General features: G+C 63.5%; 10 protein-coding genes and 6 pseudogenes. 10 read left to right on the top strand and 6 right to left on the bottom strand.

The genetic code is table 11. The features are described from left to right. The first annotated feature begins 164 nt into the window (after positions 1-164). Genes NZK81_RS04560 through NZK81_RS04540 form a run of 5 tightly spaced genes read left to right on the top strand, consistent with a single transcriptional unit; the run spans position 165 to position 8,216 of the window. On the top strand, positions 165-2,375 hold the full coding sequence (locus NZK81_RS04560) for a TonB-dependent receptor (RefSeq protein WP_260044310.1): 2,211 nt from the start codon (positions 165-167) through the stop codon (positions 2,373-2,375). Between the two features lie 14 nt (positions 2,376-2,389). Continuing rightward, positions 2,390-3,226 carry an aspartate/glutamate racemase family protein gene (locus NZK81_RS04555; RefSeq protein WP_260044308.1) on the top strand — a complete coding sequence of 279 codons (837 nt, stop codon included), beginning with the start codon at positions 2,390-2,392 and terminating at the stop codon, positions 3,224-3,226. 60 nt (positions 3,227-3,286) lie between these two features. Continuing rightward, a complete protein-coding gene (locus NZK81_RS04550) occupies positions 3,287-5,341 on the top strand; it encodes a hydantoinase/oxoprolinase family protein (protein ID WP_260044306.1) in 2,055 nt (684 codons plus the stop codon). 11 nt (positions 5,342-5,352) lie between these two features. Further along, on the top strand, positions 5,353-7,029 hold the full coding sequence (locus tag NZK81_RS04545) for a hydantoinase B/oxoprolinase family protein (protein ID WP_260044304.1): 1,677 nt from the start codon (positions 5,353-5,355) through the stop codon (positions 7,027-7,029). Continuing rightward, positions 7,026-8,216 (top strand): M24 family metallopeptidase, encoded by a 1,191-nt coding sequence (locus NZK81_RS04540; RefSeq protein WP_260044302.1) that lies wholly within the window; start codon positions 7,026-7,028, stop codon positions 8,214-8,216. Before NZK81_RS04545 ends, NZK81_RS04540 begins: the two co-directional genes overlap by 4 nt. Before the next feature lie 116 nt (positions 8,217-8,332). Here the strand turns inward: NZK81_RS04540 and NZK81_RS04535 are convergent. Further along, positions 8,333-8,559, bottom strand: a pseudogene (locus NZK81_RS04535) (aldehyde dehydrogenase family protein); the annotation flags it as partial. Positions 8,560-8,882: 323 nt separating this feature from the next. Beyond that, positions 8,883-10,043: an isovaleryl-CoA dehydrogenase gene (locus NZK81_RS04530; RefSeq protein WP_311202067.1), complete on the bottom strand. Its 1,161-nt coding sequence runs from the start codon at positions 10,041-10,043 to the stop codon at positions 8,883-8,885. Positions 10,044-10,177: 134 nt separating this feature from the next. On the opposite strand from NZK81_RS04530, the gene NZK81_RS04525 reads away from it, so the two are divergent. After that, entirely contained in the window at positions 10,178-11,077 is a 900-nt protein-coding gene (locus NZK81_RS04525; protein ID WP_260044300.1) for a LysR family transcriptional regulator, read from the top strand. 153 nt (positions 11,078-11,230) lie between these two features. Here NZK81_RS04525 and NZK81_RS04520 read toward each other — a convergent pair. Beyond that, positions 11,231-12,111 (bottom strand): annotated as a pseudogene (locus NZK81_RS04520) (amidohydrolase family protein). 25 nt (positions 12,112-12,136) lie between these two features. Continuing rightward, a pseudogene (locus NZK81_RS04515) lies at positions 12,137-12,604 on the bottom strand (PrpF domain-containing protein); the annotation flags it as partial. On the opposite strand from NZK81_RS04515, the pseudogene NZK81_RS21720 reads away from it, so the two are divergent. The 4 genes and pseudogenes from NZK81_RS21720 to NZK81_RS04495 form a co-directional block, all read left to right on the top strand. Then, a pseudogene (locus tag NZK81_RS21720) lies at positions 12,524-12,925 on the top strand (amidohydrolase family protein); the annotation flags it as partial. The pseudogenes NZK81_RS04515 and NZK81_RS21720 overlap by 81 nt on opposite strands. A 39-nt stretch (positions 12,926-12,964) precedes the next feature. Next, a pseudogene (locus NZK81_RS04505) lies at positions 12,965-13,459 on the top strand (DODA-type extradiol aromatic ring-opening family dioxygenase); the annotation flags it as partial. Beyond that, a pseudogene (locus NZK81_RS04500) lies at positions 13,456-13,993 on the top strand (oxidoreductase); the annotation flags it as partial. The pseudogenes NZK81_RS04505 and NZK81_RS04500, both read left to right, overlap by 4 nt. A 2-nt stretch (positions 13,994-13,995) precedes the next feature. Then, a complete protein-coding gene (locus NZK81_RS04495) occupies positions 13,996-14,982 on the top strand; it encodes an aldo/keto reductase (protein WP_260044298.1) in 987 nt (328 codons plus the stop codon). A 48-nt stretch (positions 14,983-15,030) separates the two neighbouring features. Here NZK81_RS04495 and NZK81_RS04490 read toward each other — a convergent pair whose 3' ends face one another. Continuing rightward, the gene (locus NZK81_RS04490; protein ID WP_260044296.1) at positions 15,031-16,254 is read right to left on the bottom strand and encodes a multidrug effflux MFS transporter; all 1,224 of its coding nucleotides are present in this window, start codon (positions 16,252-16,254) and stop codon (positions 15,031-15,033) included. Then, positions 16,251-17,207, bottom strand: coding sequence for an isopenicillin N synthase family dioxygenase (locus NZK81_RS04485; protein ID WP_260044294.1), 957 nt, complete (start codon positions 17,205-17,207; stop codon positions 16,251-16,253). Before NZK81_RS04485 ends, NZK81_RS04490 begins: the two co-directional genes overlap by 4 nt. Positions 17,208-17,237 lie beyond the last annotated feature (30 nt).

Raw genomic sequence — 17,237 nt, 5'->3', positions numbered from 1 at the left:
AGGGTAGGTGGAATGCCTGCCCCTCTCACGGCTAGCTACTCTCCGGAGCAGCTTGTTCATGACGGGGCGATGACGGACCTTCTGCCTCAGGAAAAAACAGCTTCACACAGCTTCACAAGGGGGGCTCAATGTCCGTTCGTACTGCAAACCGCCTGGCTTTCTGCATGTCTGCACTGGCTCTGTTCGCCGTGACCGGCACGGCCCGGGCGCAAGCCGCGTCGCCTGACGAGACCACGGCGAGCGATGGGGGCGAAATCGTGGTGATCGCGCGCGGGCGGACTGAGTCGCTGCAATCCGCGCCGCTTTCGGTTACGGCCTTTTCCAGCCAGGCGCTGGAAGACGCGCGGATCAAGGGCGTGAGCGATTTCATCGGCATTACGCCGAATATCTCGATCGTCCAGTCGCAGAGCGCGGGTAATTCCTTCATCACCATTCGCGGTATCTCGCAGGTTCGCAACGGCGAAAGCCCGATTGCGGTGGTGACCGACGGCGTCCAGCAGATTTCCGCCCGCCAGTTCACCAGCGACCTGTTCGACGTGCAGCAGATCGAAGTGCTGCGCGGGCCGCAAGGTGCGCTTTACGGTCGTAACGCGATCGGCGGCGCGATCATCATCACGACCAAGCAGCCCACGAACGACTTCCATGTCGACGCGCAGATCTCGGCCGGGAATGGCGACGATTATCGCGGCCAGGTTTCGGTGAGCGGCCCGATCATTCCCGACAAGCTGCTGTTCCGGATTGCCGGAAGTGCCCGCAATTTCGGCGGCCTGCTGCACAACGTCTATCTCGGCAAGACCGTTGACTGGGTGCACGACCGCAACGTGCGGGGCCAGCTCAAGGCGTTCCTGACCGACACGCTGACCGCCGACCTGCGCGGCAGCTACACGCACACCAAGGCCATCGGCGACCAGTATCAGTACCAGGGCGCGAAGTTCGAATCGGACACCTCGTGCTTCCTTGATCCCACCAATCCCTTCGGCGGTCCCGCGCCCGATGCCGATCGCGTCACCCGTAGCTTCTGCGCCAACAACCGCGGCCGCAACTATCGCTCGATCGCCGAAGGTTCGCTCAAGCTGACGAACGAGGCGGACTGGGGCACGATCACCAACGTCTTCTCCTACATCCACGTGAAGGAATATCTGGAAGGCGACCAGTTCCCCTACACGGCCAGCCGCAACGTTTTCGGCACGGATGGCACGCAGACGCAGTACGAGAACGTCAGGGCTTGGCAGGACGACTTCCGCATCGCCTCGCCGGATGGTGATCGTTTCCGCTGGATGGTGGGGGCCTATATCCTGCGCACCAAGCGCTTCATCTCGACCACGACCGGGCTGGACAACGGCGGGGGCATCACCAGCATCTATAGCGACCCCCAGTACGACGATCCGATCAACCCGACGCTGTCCTATCTCGCCGACAGGAACCGGAACACGGCCTATGCCTTCTACGGCAATGTCTCCTATGATCTGACTGAACGGCTCGAAGCGTCGGTCGCCTTCCGGTACGATCACGATCACCGCCGTCAGGAGATCGATCCGCGCAGCAGTGCGGGCGTGCCCGAGGGATGCACGGTTACAGCCACCGATGCCTGCTCGCGCGTTGCGAACTTCAGCAAGGCGCAGCCCAAGGTCACGCTGAAATACCAGGCGAGCGACGATCTGACCCTTTTCGCGGACTGGGGTATCGGCTTCCGTTCGGGCCAGTTCAATCAAGCGGGCGCGGCCGTGGCGGCCAATCTGCCGGGCGCCTTCGACCTTGCGAAACAGGAAAGCGCGAACACGACCGAGGCCGGCTTCAAGGCCAGCCTGCTGGGCGGTCGCCTGCGCATCAACGGTTCGGCTTTCTACACGGCGGACAAGAACCCGTTCTATTTCGTGTTCGTCGGTGCGGTAGGCGCGCAGATCCTCGTCAATGTCGACAAGGTCGATCTCTACGGCGGCGAAATCGAGGCCATGCTCACGCCGATCGATGGTTTGGATCTCTTCGCCAACTATGGTTACACCCATAGCAAGATCAAGCGCTTCACCTTCAATCCCGCCGATGTCGGCAACTGGGCGCCTTACATCCCGCGCGACAGCGGCACGATCGGCGCGCAGTACCGCTTCCCGGTATCCGACGCACTGAACATGTTCGCGCGTGGCGAAATGGAGCACCACGGCAAGCAGTACTGGGACCCCGAGAATGCGACTGCGCGTTCGTCGTTCCAACTCGTCAACCTGCATGGCGGGATCGAGGCAGAGGATGGCAGCTGGAGCCTGACTGGCTACGTCCGCAATCTGACCGACAAGAAGTACAATGCCGAGTTCGTGAGCGGCGGCTTTGTCCAGCCGGCCTCGCCCCGCACGTGGGGTGTCGAACTGCGCACCAGCTTCTGAAACGGGACGTGAACATGACGCCTTCCTCGCCCTCGGAATTGCCCGCCACGGCGCCGCTCAAGCTGCTCTGGCTCAACCCGGTGAACCTGCCGGTCTATGACCAGCCCATCGCTGACCTGATTGCCCGGGTGAAACTGCCCAATGCCGAAGTGCATGTGGTCTCGCTCGACATTCCAGAGCCGGTCCAGCTCACCAATCTGGAATGGCGCGGATTCGAAAGCCGGATCTGGTTTCCCGTCACCCGGATCGCGCATTTCGCCGCGCGTGAAGGTTTCGATGGATACGCGATCGGCTGCTTCTACGACACCGCGATTGACGAGGCCCGCGAAGTCTCTGGCGACGCCATAGTCTGCGCGCCTTGCCAGTCGGCGCTGCAGATCGCTTCGAACCTGTGCAACCGCTTTTCCATCATCATTGGCATGGAAAAGTGGAAAGTGCAGATGGAAGATCGCGTGCGCCATTACGGTTATGCCGATAAGCTCGCCTCGTTCCGCGCTATCGGCTGCCATGTCGACGAGTTCCAGCAGGATACCGCCGCGACCGAAGCGGCGATCCGCCGCGCGGTGAAGGACGCAATCGAGATCGACAAGGCCGAAGCGGTGATCCTGGGCTGTACCATCGAATTCGGCTTCTATGCACAGCTGCAGCGCGAATTCGGCATCCCGATCATTGATGCCGTCTACGCCTGCTACAAGGCCACAGAAATGGCGGCTCTCAACAAGGTGCAGTTCGGCTGGAAGCCGAGTCACCTTCACAGCATGGCGCCGCCCGATCCCGGCCGCCTCGCGGCGAGCGGCGTTTTCGCTGGGCCGGCTCCGATCGGCAACACGGTCATCGTGCCGAGGGCCTGACCGGCTTTTTGAATTCCCATCCAACCGGGGCCACCTGCGGACCCAGAGCGGAGATATCCCGTGCGTGCAGCAAGCGACGTCGGTGGCACGTTCACCGACCTAGTCTACTATCCCGTTGATCCCGAAACCGGGCAGCCCGGTGCCGTCCAGGTAACCAAGGCCGATACCACGCCTCCCGATTTCGAAGAGGGCGTGATGAACGCGATGGCCAAGGCCGGCCTGTCGCCCGCGGCGCTCGATTTCTTCGCGCACGGATCAACCGTGGTCATCAACGCGCTGACCGAGCGCAAGGGTGTCAAGACCGCGCTCATCACCACGGCGGGCTTTCGCGACGTGATCGAGATCGCGCGCGGTAACCGGCCCGACTTGTTCAATTTCAATTTCCAGAAGCCCAGGCCTTTCGTGGATCGCTACTTGCGGGCCGAGCTTTCCGAACGCTCCAATTTCCGGGGCGAGTTGAACAAGCCGGTCGATCTCGCGCAGCTGCCCGTCATGCTCGATTTCTTCCGGGCCGAAGGCGTGGAGGCGATCGCGATCGCCTTCCTGCATGCCTACGTGAACCCGGAGAACGAGCGGCGAACTGCCGAGGCGATCCGCGCGGCGTGGCCGGAAGTCGCGGTGCTGGCCAGCCACGAAGTCAGCCGCGAGTGGCGCGAGTACGAGCGCACCAACACCACCGTGCTTTCCGCCTATGTTTCGCCTATCGCGCGCCGCTATATCGAGCGGCTGGAGAGGCGCCTTGACGAAGGGGGCTTTTCGCACCGACCGTACATGATGCAGTCGAACTGCGGCATCGCCACGGTCGAGGCGGCCAAGGCCAATCCGATCACCATGGTCGAATCCGGTCCGGCCAGCGGGATCTATGCCGCAGCCTATCTGGGGCGCAAGATCGGCGAGCCCAATTTGATCGTGTTGGACATCGGCGGTACCACGGCCAAGTGCACGCTGATCGAGGAAGGCCAGATCAAGGTTTCGACCGACTACTATATCGAGCGTGACGGCAAGAGCCCTGGCTATCCAGTGCAGACGCCGGTGTCCGAAATCGTCGAGATCGGCAATGGCGGCGGCTCGATCGCCTGGGTTGATGTCGGCGGCAAGCTGCATGTCGGGCCGCAGTCGGCAGGGGCCCGGCCCGGGCCTGCCGCTTATGGGCGAGGCGGGACCCGGCCGACTACCACCGATGCCAACCTGCTGCTGGGCCGGATCGATCCGGAAAGCTTCGTGGGCGGCGAAGTCGAACCCGACTGGGAGGCAGTCGATGCCGCGTTCGCGCCGTTGTGCGATCAGCTCGGCCGGTCGAAGGAAGAACTGGCGCGCGGCGTGATCCGCATTGCCAATGCCAACATGACCACGGCGCTGCGGCTGGTTTCGACCAACAAGGGCCACGATCCGCGCGATTTCGCGCTGATGGCCTTTGGTGGAGGCGGGGCGATGCACGCGGTGGCGCTGGCCGAGGAACTCAAGGTCCCGCGCGTCATCATCCCGGTCAATTCCTCGGTCTTCTCGGCCTGGGGCATGCTGCTTACCGACTTGCGCCGCGACTACATCCGCACGCGCCTGACGCCGTTGCAGACTGACAGCCTTGACGATGTGAGGACGGTGTTCGCCGAAATCGAGGCCGAGGCGGTTTGCGATTTCGCCAAGGAAGCGCAAGGGCGCGCGCCGTTGTTCGAATATCGCGCGGACCTGCGCTATGTTGGTCAGGAACATACCGTCGGCATCGCCTTTCCGTTCGAGGGAGCCGATCCGGTGAGCGAAGCCATCGCGGCGTTCCACGATGCCCACGAGAAGCGTTTTACCTACCGGCTCGATGCGGCCGTGCAGCTTGTCAATTTCCACCTCGTGGCCACGCTGCCCGTCGACAAGCCGGAACTGGCCGAACGCGCGGTGACGGGCCGCGCGCTGGCCGATGCGGTCAAGGGAACGCGCCAGGTCGATTTCGATATGCACGGCATTCATGCCGCGACGATCTACGACGGTCCGCTGCTGGAGCCGGGCATGCAGCTTTCCGGTCCCGCCGTGATCCAGGAGCCTTCGGTGACGCTGCCTTTGCCCCCGGGGACACGGGCCGAGGTCGATCGTTTCGGCAATTACCACGTTCAACTTTCGGCTTGAGGAGCGCTCCCATGAGCACCGATCCGTTCACGCGGGAAATCATCAAGGATGCCCTCGTCGCGCTTGGCGAGGAAATGTTCAACGCGATGATCCGCACCTCGATGAGCCCGATCATCTACGAGACCACGGACTTCGCCGTCGGCGCGACCGACGCACAGGGCAACCTGCTGGCGCAGGGCAACGGCGTGACCGGCTTTCTCGCCACGCTGGACACGGCGGTGCAGAGCACGCTGGAACACTGGCCGCTCGACGAGATCCGGCCGGGCGACATCTTCCTGACCAACTCGCCTTACGAGGGCGGCGGCACGCACTTGTCCGACGTGGTGATCCTCCTGCCGGTCTTCGTGGATGGCAGGCTGATCGCCTGGACGGTCAACAAGGCGCACTGGACCGAAGTCGGCGGCACGTACCCGGGCAGCGCCACGACCGCTTCGACCGACATCTTCCAGGAAGGACTGCACTTCCGCTTCCTCAAGCTCTACGAGAAAGGCAAGATCAACGCGGCGCTGGTCGAGATGATCCGCACCAACGTGCGCCTGCCCGGCAGCACCATCGGCGACATGCACGCCGGCGTCGCGGCTTGCCGCGTCGGCGGGCGTCGCATCGCCGAACTGGCGGAGAAATACGGCGTGGAAGATCTCCTCGCCGCGATGGATTCGTTGCTCGACTATGGCGAGCGCATGACGCGCGAGGAATTGAAGAAGCTGCCCAAGGGCGTGTTCACCGCAGAGGATGTGGTGGAGGAAGACGGCCACGGCAACGGCCCCTTCGTGATCAAGGTGAAAGTTACCATCACCGACGAGAAGATGGTCGCCGATTTCACCGGCACGAGCCCGCAGGCGCTGGGCCCGATCAATCTCTCCTATGCGGGGCTGATCACAGGCGTGCGCTGTACGTTCAAGGCGGTGACCAACACCGAGATTCCGGCGAACGGCGGTTGCTTCCGTGCTCTCGAGGTGATCTGTCCCGAAGGCACGATCCTGTCCGCGACCAGCCCGGCGCCGGTCTCGATCTACTACGAGTCTCTGCTCGGCGCGATCGAGGTGATGTGGAAGGCCCTGGCGCCGCTCATGCCGCACAAGCTGCCGGTCGGCCACCAGCGTACTGTCGGCGCGACATTCATCTCGGGCCTCTTGCCGGGCAGCAATGAGCTTTTCGTCATGGGTGAGCCGCTGGTCGGCGGCTGGGGCGCGGGTTTCGACCACGATGGCGACGCCGGCCAGTTCTGTGCCGCGAACGGCGAGACTTTCAACATCCCGGTAGAACTCGCCGAAAGCCGTTATGGCTTCGAGATCGATCAGTACGCGCTTCACAACGAAGACGGCGGTGCGGGTGAATATCGCGGCGGCAAGGGCGTGGTGCTCGACTATCGCGTGACCGCGAACGAGGCTTTCCTGACCTATTCGGCGACACGAACCACCTCGCGTCCTTGGGGCCTCGCTGGCGGGCAGGAAGGGTCGACCAACCGTGCCGAGATTCTGCGCAAGGACGGTACGGTCGAAACCCATTCGATGGTCACGGGCGCGCGCGCGGTGGAAGGGGAAATCTTTCGTCTCGTCAGCGCCACCGGCGGCGGCTACGGTGATCCGATGAAACGGGATCGCGACCGGTTGCTGGCAGATTTGCGGGACGGCTACGTCACGCCCGAACAGGCGCGGCGCGACTACGGTTTCGACCCCGCGGCATGATCGGCGGATCGACTTTCGAGGCCGAGCTTGCCGCGATCTGTCCCTGGGCGGACAAGGCGCCGCCGATTGCCATCGAGGAACGGCTGGCGCGGCTGGAGCGCGCGCGGGAACTCATGGCCGAGGCGGGCGCCGACGCGCTGCTGGTCGGTGCAGGGCTCAGCCTGTCCTATTTCACCGGCATCGGCTGGGGCATGATCGAGCGACTGGTGGCGATGGTGCTCACGCCGCGCGGCCGCCCGGTCATTGTCTGCCCCGCGTTCGAGCAGGGATCGCTGGAAGCGATCCTGGCGCTCGATGTCGATCTGCGGCTGTGGGAGGAGCACGAAAGCCCATCGGTGCTGGTCGCGAATGTGTTGCGTGAAGCTGGCGCAGGCCGGCTCGCGATCGATCCGGCGCTGCCGTTCGGCATGGCGGAGCGGATACGGCTCGCCGCGCCTTCGGCAGCGGTTCTTGACGCCACGCCGATCATCGACGGGTGTCGCGCGATCAAGTCCGAAGCCGAACTGGCGCTCATGCGGCAGGCCAAGCAGATGACGCTGGAAGTGCAGCGCCGCGCGGCACGGGTTCTTGCACCCGGCATCCGGGCCAGCGAGGTGGTCAGCTTCATCGATCAGGCGCACAAGGCGATCGGCAGTGCCGGCAGTACCTTCTGCATCGTCCAGTTCGGCGCTTCCACGGCCTTTCCCCACGGCCTGCCGAAGGACGACGAACTGCATGAAGGCGACATGGTGTTGATCGACACCGGCTGTGCGGTGCAGGGCTACAATTCGGACATCACGCGCAGTTACGTTTTCGGAACGGCAGACGCCGAACAGCGCAGGATCTGGGAAATCGAGGCCGAAGCCCAGCGCGCCGCCTTCGATGCTGCCCGTCCTGGCGTTTGCTGCGAGGACATCGACAGCGCCGCGCGCGCCGTGCTGGAACGGCACGGCCTGGGACCGGACTATCGCTTGCCCGGCCTGCCCCATCGCACGGGCCACGGCATCGGCCTTTCCGTCCACGAAGCGCCTTATCTCGTGCGCGGCGATCGTACTGCATTAAGGCCCGGAATGTGCTTCTCGAACGAGCCGATGATCGTTGTACCCGGCCGTTTCGGCGTTCGTCTCGAGGATCATTTCCACGTCACCGAAGATGGCGCAGCCTGGTTCACCGAGCCTCCCCGGTCGATGAAATGCTTGTTCGCCTGATTGTCGACCTTGGTTCCGCAGGCGCTTCACCTGTCGGGTCAGGGGGCGAACAGCAAGCCATCGGATCGAGCATTGAAGTGCCGAGGGGACAGCGCTGGATTTACAACACGCTGAAATCAGATCGAGTAGTGCCCGGGCTGCGTTTCGACAGTGATCCAGCGGGTTTCCGTGAAGCTGTCGATGCTGGCCTTGCCACCGAAGCGACATAACCCGAAGCGCCGACGCCCCCGAACGGCATCTGTGCCTCGTCGAGATCCGCGTCCTCAAGGACCACGAACGGGGCCTTGCCACCCAGCTCGAGCAGGCAGGGCTTGAGATGTTGCGCGGCGCGCGTGGCGATCACGATCAGCGTGCCCATTCGCGCAAAGCGCGCGACGGCCGCGTGCAGATAGGCGGCAGCTTCGGAAATGAGGTCGGGAACCCGATTTCTGGCCTCGGCAAAAGCCGTCACGTCGCCTTCCGCGCAAAACAGCTTCCCCTCCAAACGCAGCCATAGCGGCGAATGCTGTCGTCCTGATCGCAGGCGATTGCGCCTTCACGATCGAATTGGATGGTGTGCGGTGCCCATTCGCTCAGGATTGTCGCAACTCCGGGAAGGGCCGATGTGCGGTGGTGTCCGTGGCGGCACCCGCATAGGGAGAGAGCGTTTACGAGGCGCCGCGGATTTCAGAGAGCGCCCACCAGTTCGCGCCCGATCAGCATTCTGCGGATCTCGTTCGTGCCGGCCCCGATATCCAGCAACTTGGCATCGCGCATGTAGCGTTCCACCGGCCAGTCCCGGGTGTAGCCGGCGCCGCCGAGTGCCTGCACGGCCTCGAGAGCGGTTTTCATGGCGTTCTCCGAAGCAAGCAGGATGGCTCCTGCCGCGTCGAAGCGCGTCGTGCGTCCGGTATCGCAGGCCCGCGCCACGGCGTAGACGTAGGCACGCGAACTGTTGAGCGCGACATACATGTCGGCCACTTTCGCCTGCATGAGCTGGAAAGCACCGATGGGCTTCCCGAACTGCTTGCGCTCGCGGATGTAGGGCAGGACCACGTCGAGGCAGGCCTGCATGATGCCGGTCTGGATGCCGGCCAGCACCGTGCGCTCGTAATCGAGCCCGGACATCAGCACCCCGGCGCCGGCGCCTACCGGGCCCATGACGTTCTCTTCGGGCACTTCGCAGTCGGTGAACACCAGTTCCGCCGTTGGCGAGCCGCGCATGCCTACCTTGTCGATTTTCTGTCCGATCGAGAAGCCTTTGAATTCCTTCTCGATCAGAAAGGCCGTGATCCCTTTGGAGCCCTCTCCGGTCCTGGCATAGACGACGAGCGTGTCGGCTTCGGGCGCGTTGGTGATCCAGAACTTGGTGCCGTTGAGAACGTATCGGTCGCCCTTCTTTTCGGCCTTCAGCTTCATCGACATGACGTCGGACCCGGCTCCGGCCTCGGACATAGCCAAGCTGCCGACGTGTTCGCCGGAAATCAGCTTTGGCAGGTATTTCGCTTTCTGCTCTTCATTTGCCCAGCGCCGGATCTGGTTGACGCAAAGATTGGAATGCGCGCCGTAGGACAGGCCCAGCGATGCGGAAGCGCGGCTGATTTCCTCGATCGCGATGACGTGTTCAAGATAGCCCAGGGCGCTTCCGCCCCATTCTTCCTCCACTGTGATCCCGTGAAGGCCCAGTTCGCCCATTGCCGGCCACAGATGGCGGGGGAACCAGTCCTGTGCATCGATTTTCGCAGCCAGGGGCACGATTTGCTCGTCGGCAAAGCGCGCGACCGATTCCCGGATCATCTGCGTGTTTTCGTTCAGGCCGAAATCAAGTTCTGGAGTGGTGATGGGCATGAAATCCGGTCTCCCTGCCACAGGTCAGCATATCTGCTGGCCGCTGGGCGTCATTTTACGCTTTCATGCGGTCTACGCCGAGAATGAAATTATATAAAATTGGAATGTTACGAAAATTTGTATAGATTTTTCCAATGATAAAGCGCGCGCATATCCGCCAGTTCCTCGCCGTCGTCGAAGCAGGGAGCTTCACCCAGGCTGCCGCTCGCATTCACGTGACACAGCCGACGCTGTCGCTCGGGATCTCCGAACTTGAGCGGCTGGTCGGGACGAGGCTGTTCATCCGGGACAGAAAGCGAGTGAGACTGACTGCGGCGGGAGGCCGTTTCATCGTCATTGCGCGCGATCTGGAGCGGGGCTTCAAGGCCGCCGATACTTTCGGTCAGACGCGGGCGTCCGAGTGGCCCGATCTCAAGATTGGCCTCCTGCATACGATCCCCGACCGGTTGCTCGAGGCGATCATGGGTGTGCTTGGCGGCAAGTACAGCATGGAACTGGTCGAGGGCACCGATCCGGACTTGCGCACGGCCTTGGGACAAGGGCGGATTCAGGTTGCCCTGACCCTGCTTACGCCCGATTGCCACGGATCGGATGTTCTTCCCCTGTTCGACGAGCCTTATGTCATGCTGGTTCCATCTGATCATGCCCTGGCCGGGAAACATGCGGTTCCGCCCGACGCGTTTTCTTCCGAGGTCATGATTGCGCGCCGTCGTTGTGAAGTCCTCACGCGCACGAGCCGGTTTTTCACGCGTCACGGGGTCCGGCCCCGGTTTTCCTTGCGGACCGAGGACGACGAGCGCGCGATCAGCATGATAGCCGCAGGTCTCGGGATAACCGTTGCGCCCTTGAGCTATTGTCGTCCGGGAATGGAGCCTGTCGAGGTGAGCGGCTATGATTTGCGCAGACGCATCGGTCTGCGTTGCGCGCCGAACGCGTTGCCGGATGCCGTAAGGCAAGATGTGTTTCGGACTGTCCGGGAAGCCTGCGAGGACTTGTCCGTGGAACATCCGTGGTTGTGCATGGAGCAGTCCTAGTGCTTACCGCAGAGTGCGGCGAACATCGGCCTCGACTACTCGAACGCCTGAACCGTCGGGAACGGCGCGAACGCCCTTGGCATCACGCAAAAAGAAGGGAGGAGAGGGCAGGGCCCTCTCCTCTCCCCCTTCAAGGGTTGGGTAGAGCGATAATCAGAGTTCTTCCGGCCAGTACAGCCGCATCGGATTGGTGACGAGCAGCTTGCGCTGAAGCTCGGCCGCAGGGGCGATGCGCGGGATCATGTCGACGAGATGGCCATCGTCGGGGATAGCGTCCTGCATGTTGGGATGCGGCCTGTCGGTGCCCCGGATCACGCGGTCCTGATAGAGCGGCGCGACGGCCTGCGCAAAGGCATTCCAGGGATCGCCGCGCCGCCCGTTGACCAGCGGATCGAGCCGGTCCGGGCATGTGGCCTTGAACCAGATGTCCTCGCGGCTGTCGAGCAGGCGGCGGAAGGCCTTCATTTCGGTGCTGTCCGGCCCTTGCGTCACATCGGGGCGGTCCATGTGGTCGATCACCAGCGGCACCGGGATCGCGTCCATGAACGGGCGCAGTTCCTCGAGGATGTCCGCCTCGAAGTAGATCACCACGTGCCAGCCCTCGGACAGGCTCTGGCTGACTTCGAGGAACTTGTCCTTGGAGGCATTGTCGACAAGACGCTTGAGGAAGTAGAACCGGATGCCGCGAATGACGCCTTCGTGCAGCCCGGCCAGATCCGCCTCGCTGATCGCGGGATCGACGACGGCGACGCTGCGCGCCTTGCCATCCGATTTCGCAATGGCATCGGGCGTCGCTGCATTGTCGGTGCCGTGGCATTCGCCTGGACGATCACATTGTGGGAAAAGCCCAGCTGATCGCACAGGGCGAAGAGCTTGTCCGGCCCGGCATCCTCCGGCAGGTGCTTTGCCTTGGGGCTGAAGGGGAACTGCGCCATCGGCCCGAAGACGCGGCAATGCGCGTCCACCGCGCCCGGTGGCGGCGTGAAGGCGGGCTTGCCCGAGGCGTCATGCCAGGAAACCATACGGTCAGACATAGACGGTTCCATCCATCAGCTTGCGCGCCCCTTCGATCAGGCAGGCCGTGGTAACTGAGACCGCACCCAGCACGCCGACCGTGGCGTGGGCACGGTGCGGGATGAAGCTGCGCACCGTCACGGCCTCGCCATTTCGGGGCGGTGCGACCAGCATCATCTTGGGCACGGACTTTTCGTGTACATTGCCCAGGTTCATCCGGGCACCGACCGCGAGGCGGATCGCCTCGATCCGCGCCTTGAGTTCATCGTTGGCATCGAGGCTGTCGCGGTCCTCATAGCCGGTCGCGCCCACATCTTCGGCTTTCATCACGACACAGGGCATGCCGTTGACTTCCTCCACGGCCTTGCCGGTGGGAAGCAGCGCTCCGCACATCGAACCGGCGGTGTCGCGAAATTCTACCGGGATCGGGGCATGGGTTCCGGGCACCCCGTCGATCGCGGCATCGCCCGTGTATGTCACCCGGCCGCCCGGCGTCTGCACGGTGGTAACGGCCGACGCCGCGCTGGACGTGGCCTTCGATACGGCGCTGCACATCGCGATGGGCGCTCTCTTCTGCGACATGAATTCGGTGGCGCCCGGCACCAAGCGGCCGACACCGTCGCCTTCATGCAGTTGATGCAGGGTGATCTCTTCGCGCAGTTTCCCAACCTGCGTTTCATCATCCCGCATGGCGGCGGTGCGGTGCCCTATCACTGGGGGCGCTACCGGGGTCTTGCGGACATGCTGAAGAAGCCCTCGCTCGACGAATACATCATGAACAACGTGTTCTTCGATACCTGCGTCTATCACCAGCCGGGCATCAACCTGCTGGCCGACGTGATCGATAACAAGAACATCCTGTTCGGCTCTGAAATGGCGCGTATCACTGCCGGGATTGCCTCCAGCCACGTTCCCCTGCTTGGGGTCGCCGCCGATCAGGGCAAGGCTTGGGACGACTACTTCAAGCCGATCTTCGCCGGGTACGACTGGACGCGGGAATGGATCGCCCAGCCCGAAAACAAGCCCGACGTCGTGGTGCTGGTCTACAACGACCACGCAAGCGCCTTCGACATGAAGGTGATCCCGACTTTCGCGATCGGTTGCGCCGAGCGTTGCGGCATCTGCGATGAGGGCTGGGGCCCGCGCCCGGTGCCCGATGTGGAAGGCCATCCCGATCTGGCATGGCACATCGCCCAGAGCCTGATCCTCGACGAGTTCGACATGACCGTCATCAACGAGATGGAAGCCGATCACGGCCTGACTGTGCCGCTCACCATGATGTACGGCGCGCCCGATGCCTGGCCGGTCAAGGTGATCCCGCTCGCCGTCAATGTCGTGACCTACCCGCCGGCCTCCGGCAACCGCTGCAGGCAATGGACGTCGAGACGTTCTTCTTCCGGCGCAAGAACATGAACGCCAAGGGCCAGCCACGCTCTTGGACCGACCACCTGCTGTGGCACCACTCGGCGCATACCATCGACATCTTCCAGTACAGGACCGGCAGCAAGGTGATCGCGGCCAATGTGCTGCAGGGGCCGAAGCACCCCGAACCGGGGCATCGCCATGGACATATCTATCCAGATGAAAACGGAAGCGAGGCAGATTCTGACGCTCGCCCTCTCGTTCAACAACGACGGGCCGCTCGGTACGTTCTTCCGCTACATTGGCGATACCGGTACTTACATCGCGCGTTACGACGATCTGGTGACCGGGCGCGAGGAGCCGATCGACGTTTCGCAAGTCGAAGTCTCGATGAACGGCATCGAATTGCAGGACCGCGAATTCGTCGCCGCCATCCGCGAAGGGCGCGAGCCCAACAGCTCTGCGGGATCGATGCTTGACTGCTACCGGGTGATCGGCGAACTCGCCGCCAGTCTGGAACAACAGGACGGCTGGTCTTGATAATGAAGCGGAAACTCGCGGAGCATACTCTCAACCCCGTCGGGCTGGGTTGCATGAACGTGGCCTGGGCCTACGGCAATCCGCCAGCCCGCGAGGATGCGGCGGCGTTGTTCCGCCATGCGCTCGACAATGGCTGCGAGCACTTCGATACGGCCAATATCTATGGAGGCGGCGTATCCGAGGAAATTCTCCATGAAGCGATCATGGGGCGCCGTCAGGAGTTCTTTCTGGCCACCAAGACCGGCATCGTCATCGATGGCACGCGCCGCGGGGTCGATTGCAGCCCGGATGCGATCACCACATCGCTCGATGCCAGCCTGAAGCGGCTGGGGACGGATCACGTCGACTTGTTCTACATGCACCGTTTCGATCCCAAGGTGCCTATCGCGGATTCGGTCGGGGCCATGGTTCGCGCGATCGAGGCCGGCAAGATCGGCGCCTATGGCGTGTCCGAATGGTCCGCCGCGCATATCCGCGAGGCGCATGCCGTGCATCCGGTAGCCGCCGTCCAGACCGAGTATTCGCTTTTCACGCGCAATGTCGAACTGGGCGTGTTCGATACCACGAAGGATCTGGGTATTGCGCTCATCGCGTTCTCGCCGGTGGGACGCGGCGCGCTGGGCGGAAAACTGCGCGACATCGATACGCTTACCGAGAAGGATCTGCGGCGCACTTTCCCGCGTTTTCTGGCGGAAAACTGGGAAAAGAACCTAGAACTGATCGAGGACTTCAATGGGCTTGCCGCCGAAGCGGGCGTCGCGCCTGCACAGCTGGCGCTGGCCTGGGTGCTCTCTCGCGGCGATCATGTCCATGTCATTCCGGGCACCCGCTCCATCGCGCATTGGGCCGAGAACCACGAGAGCGCATCGCTGGCGATCGATGCGGGGATTCTGGCCCGTGCCGGCGATCTGATCAACCAGCAGACCGTTGCCGGGCACCGCTATCCGGAAATGATCCGCCCCACAATCGATACCGAGGACTTCGTCTGACGGCGCGGGGAAGAGGGCAAGGGGCGTGCCCCGTCCTCTCCGCCATCCTTAGTCGTTGGTCCGGCGCCCGGCGTGAATTCGGCAGGCCACGGCCATCACCAGCGCTGCCGTCTGCGAGACCATCAGAACGCCGAGCATGAAGCCGGGCCCGCCGTTCGCGTGACTGCCCACGATGGCCACTGCCACTGCGCCCGATACGAACTGGATCGTGCCCTGAAGGCCGGCCGCCGCGCCGGCGATGTGGCCGTGGCCTTCCAGTGCGAGCACGGCGGCGGGGCCCATCACGAAGCCGAAAGAAGTGAAGAACAGGAAGAAGCAGAAGGCGGCCACCGGCAGCGTGGCGCTGGCCTGTAGATGGGCGCCCAAGAACAGGACGATGGCCAGCGTGCCCAGCGCTGTGCCGAGGATCGGCACGGTGGCAAGGCCCAGCTTTCCTATCAAGCGGCGGTTCCATTGGGCGGCGAAGATCATGCCGATGGCATTGATGGCAAAGGCGATGCTGTAGGCAGCCGGCGCCAGTCCATAGCTTTCCAGATAGACCGCCGAGGACCCTGCCAGATAGATCGAGGCCCCGGCCTGCGCGGCGGCAAGCACCGCTGTCGGCAGAAGGAACTGCGTGTCGCGCAGCAGCCGCAGGCATTTCGACGCCAGTGCAGCGACCGTCGCGTCGTGGCGCGTTTCGCTGGTTTCGGGCAGGACTTTCCAGGCGAGGAACAGCACGACCGTGGTCAGCGCGGCCATGAGCCAGAAGATATGGCGCCATGTTCCCATGCCCACGATTGCCGAGCCTGCAAGCGGAGCCAGCATCGGCGATACGCTGACGATCAGCAGGATGCGGGCCGCCGTGTGTGCCGCGTCCTGTCCCTGCTGCCGGTCGCGTACGATCGCCCGGGCAATCGAGAGCACCGAACAGATGCCGAGGCCTTGTACGAACCGCCCGGCGATCAGTGCCTGGGCATTGCCCGCCAGCGCACAGACCAGCGAACCGGCAATGAACACGACCAGTCCGAACAGGACCGGCGGCTTGCGCCCCACCCGGTCCGACACCGCGCCATAGGGCAACTGGCCGAGCGCAAGCGCGAGGAAGTAGGCGGCCATGCTGAGCTGGACCGAGCCGATGTCGGTGCCCAGATCGCGCGCGATGGTGGGAAAGGCCGGCAGGTAGATGTCCACGCCAACCGGGCCGATCGCCGAAAGGATACCCAGAACGACGATTTCGCGGCGGCCCAGTCCGGGCCGGTCTTTCGCGGCCGTCACTATGTGCAGGCTCATCCGGCGGATTTGCGGTGGGCGTATGTCGCGTCGAGCCGTTCGAGCAGGTGGTCACCGGCCGTGATCGGCGGGTAGAGCGCGGGCCTGTCCTCGCTGATGCAGCTGGGCAGGCATTCCACCAGCGCATCGGGATTGGGATCGAAGAAGAAGGCGATCGAATAGCGCTCCGTCCCGCTGCGATTGACCACGCGGTGCGGGTTGGAAACGTAGGTATCGTTGCTCCAGCGCATCAGGCAATCGCCGATATTGCACACGAAGGTGCCGGGAACCGGCGGGGCGCTGATCCAGTCGCCCGCGCGCGTGCGCACCTCGAGCCCGCCGACCTCGCATTGCGAGAGCAGGGTTAGGTTGCCGTAGTCAGTATGCGCGCCCGCGCCGTAACGCGTGCCGTCGAACCTGCCGGGATGCGGCGGATAGTGCAGCATGCGCAGCGTCGCCATCGGGCGGTCCACATAGGGCGCGAAATAGTCCGGCGGGACGCCCAGATCGAGCGCGAAGGCGCGGTGCAGCTGTTCGCTCAGCCGCCGGACCGCGGCATAATATTCGCTGGCGACGTCGCGAAAGCCGGGCACGTCGGGCCACTGGTTGCGCCCGCGCGACACCTGGCTGTCGTCGTCTTCCTCGCCCGCTTCGGGATCGCGGCCGACATTGAAGGCTTCCTTGGCATCGGTCAGCTTTTCAGGGTCGAGGCTTTCGGTACCCACGCCCGCATAGCCCCGGTTGTTGCCCACTTTGGCGATGGAGAGCTTCTCCTTCTCCTCCAGCGGGAGCGCGAAGAATTCCACGGCCAAGGCATAGAGCGCATCGATCAGGCCCTCGTCGACACCATGGTTGCGCACGTAGAAGAAACCGATCGTGCGCGCTGCCTCGCCGATCTCGGTCGCGACGCGTTCCAGCCCGCCGGGCTCGTCGTTCAGCATCGGTGCCAGGTCGATGATGGGCAGGTTATCCATGGTTGGTCATTCCGTTCGAGGGAAAGGCGA

Origin of the sequence: Novosphingobium mangrovisedimenti (assembly GCF_025153475.1) — a bacterium.
GTDB lineage: Bacteria > Pseudomonadota > Alphaproteobacteria > Sphingomonadales > Sphingomonadaceae > Novosphingobium > Novosphingobium mangrovi_A.
This window is presented reverse-complemented; position numbering and strand designations above follow the sequence as displayed.

What these genes read in the sequence shown, in the direction of transcription:
- NZK81_RS04530 (WP_311202067.1), bottom strand. Translation starts at nt 10,043, where the DNA reads ATGCCCATCACCACTCCAGAACTTGATTTCGGCCTGAACGAAAACACG.
- NZK81_RS04495 (WP_260044298.1), top strand. Translation starts at nt 13,996, where the DNA reads ATGAAGCGGAAACTCGCGGAGCATACTCTCAACCCCGTCGGGCTGGGT.
- NZK81_RS04545 (WP_260044304.1), top strand. Translation starts at nt 5,353, where the DNA reads ATGAGCACCGATCCGTTCACGCGGGAAATCATCAAGGATGCCCTCGTC.
- NZK81_RS04555 (WP_260044308.1), top strand. Translation starts at nt 2,390, where the DNA reads ATGACGCCTTCCTCGCCCTCGGAATTGCCCGCCACGGCGCCGCTCAAG.
- NZK81_RS04560 (WP_260044310.1), top strand. Translation starts at nt 165, where the DNA reads ATGTCTGCACTGGCTCTGTTCGCCGTGACCGGCACGGCCCGGGCGCAA.
- NZK81_RS04485 (WP_260044294.1), bottom strand. Translation starts at nt 17,207, where the DNA reads ATGGATAACCTGCCCATCATCGACCTGGCACCGATGCTGAACGACGAG.
- NZK81_RS04525 (WP_260044300.1), top strand. Translation starts at nt 10,178, where the DNA reads ATGATAAAGCGCGCGCATATCCGCCAGTTCCTCGCCGTCGTCGAAGCA.
- NZK81_RS04540 (WP_260044302.1), top strand. Translation starts at nt 7,026, where the DNA reads ATGATCGGCGGATCGACTTTCGAGGCCGAGCTTGCCGCGATCTGTCCC.
- NZK81_RS04490 (WP_260044296.1), bottom strand. Translation starts at nt 16,254, where the DNA reads ATGAGCCTGCACATAGTGACGGCCGCGAAAGACCGGCCCGGACTGGGC.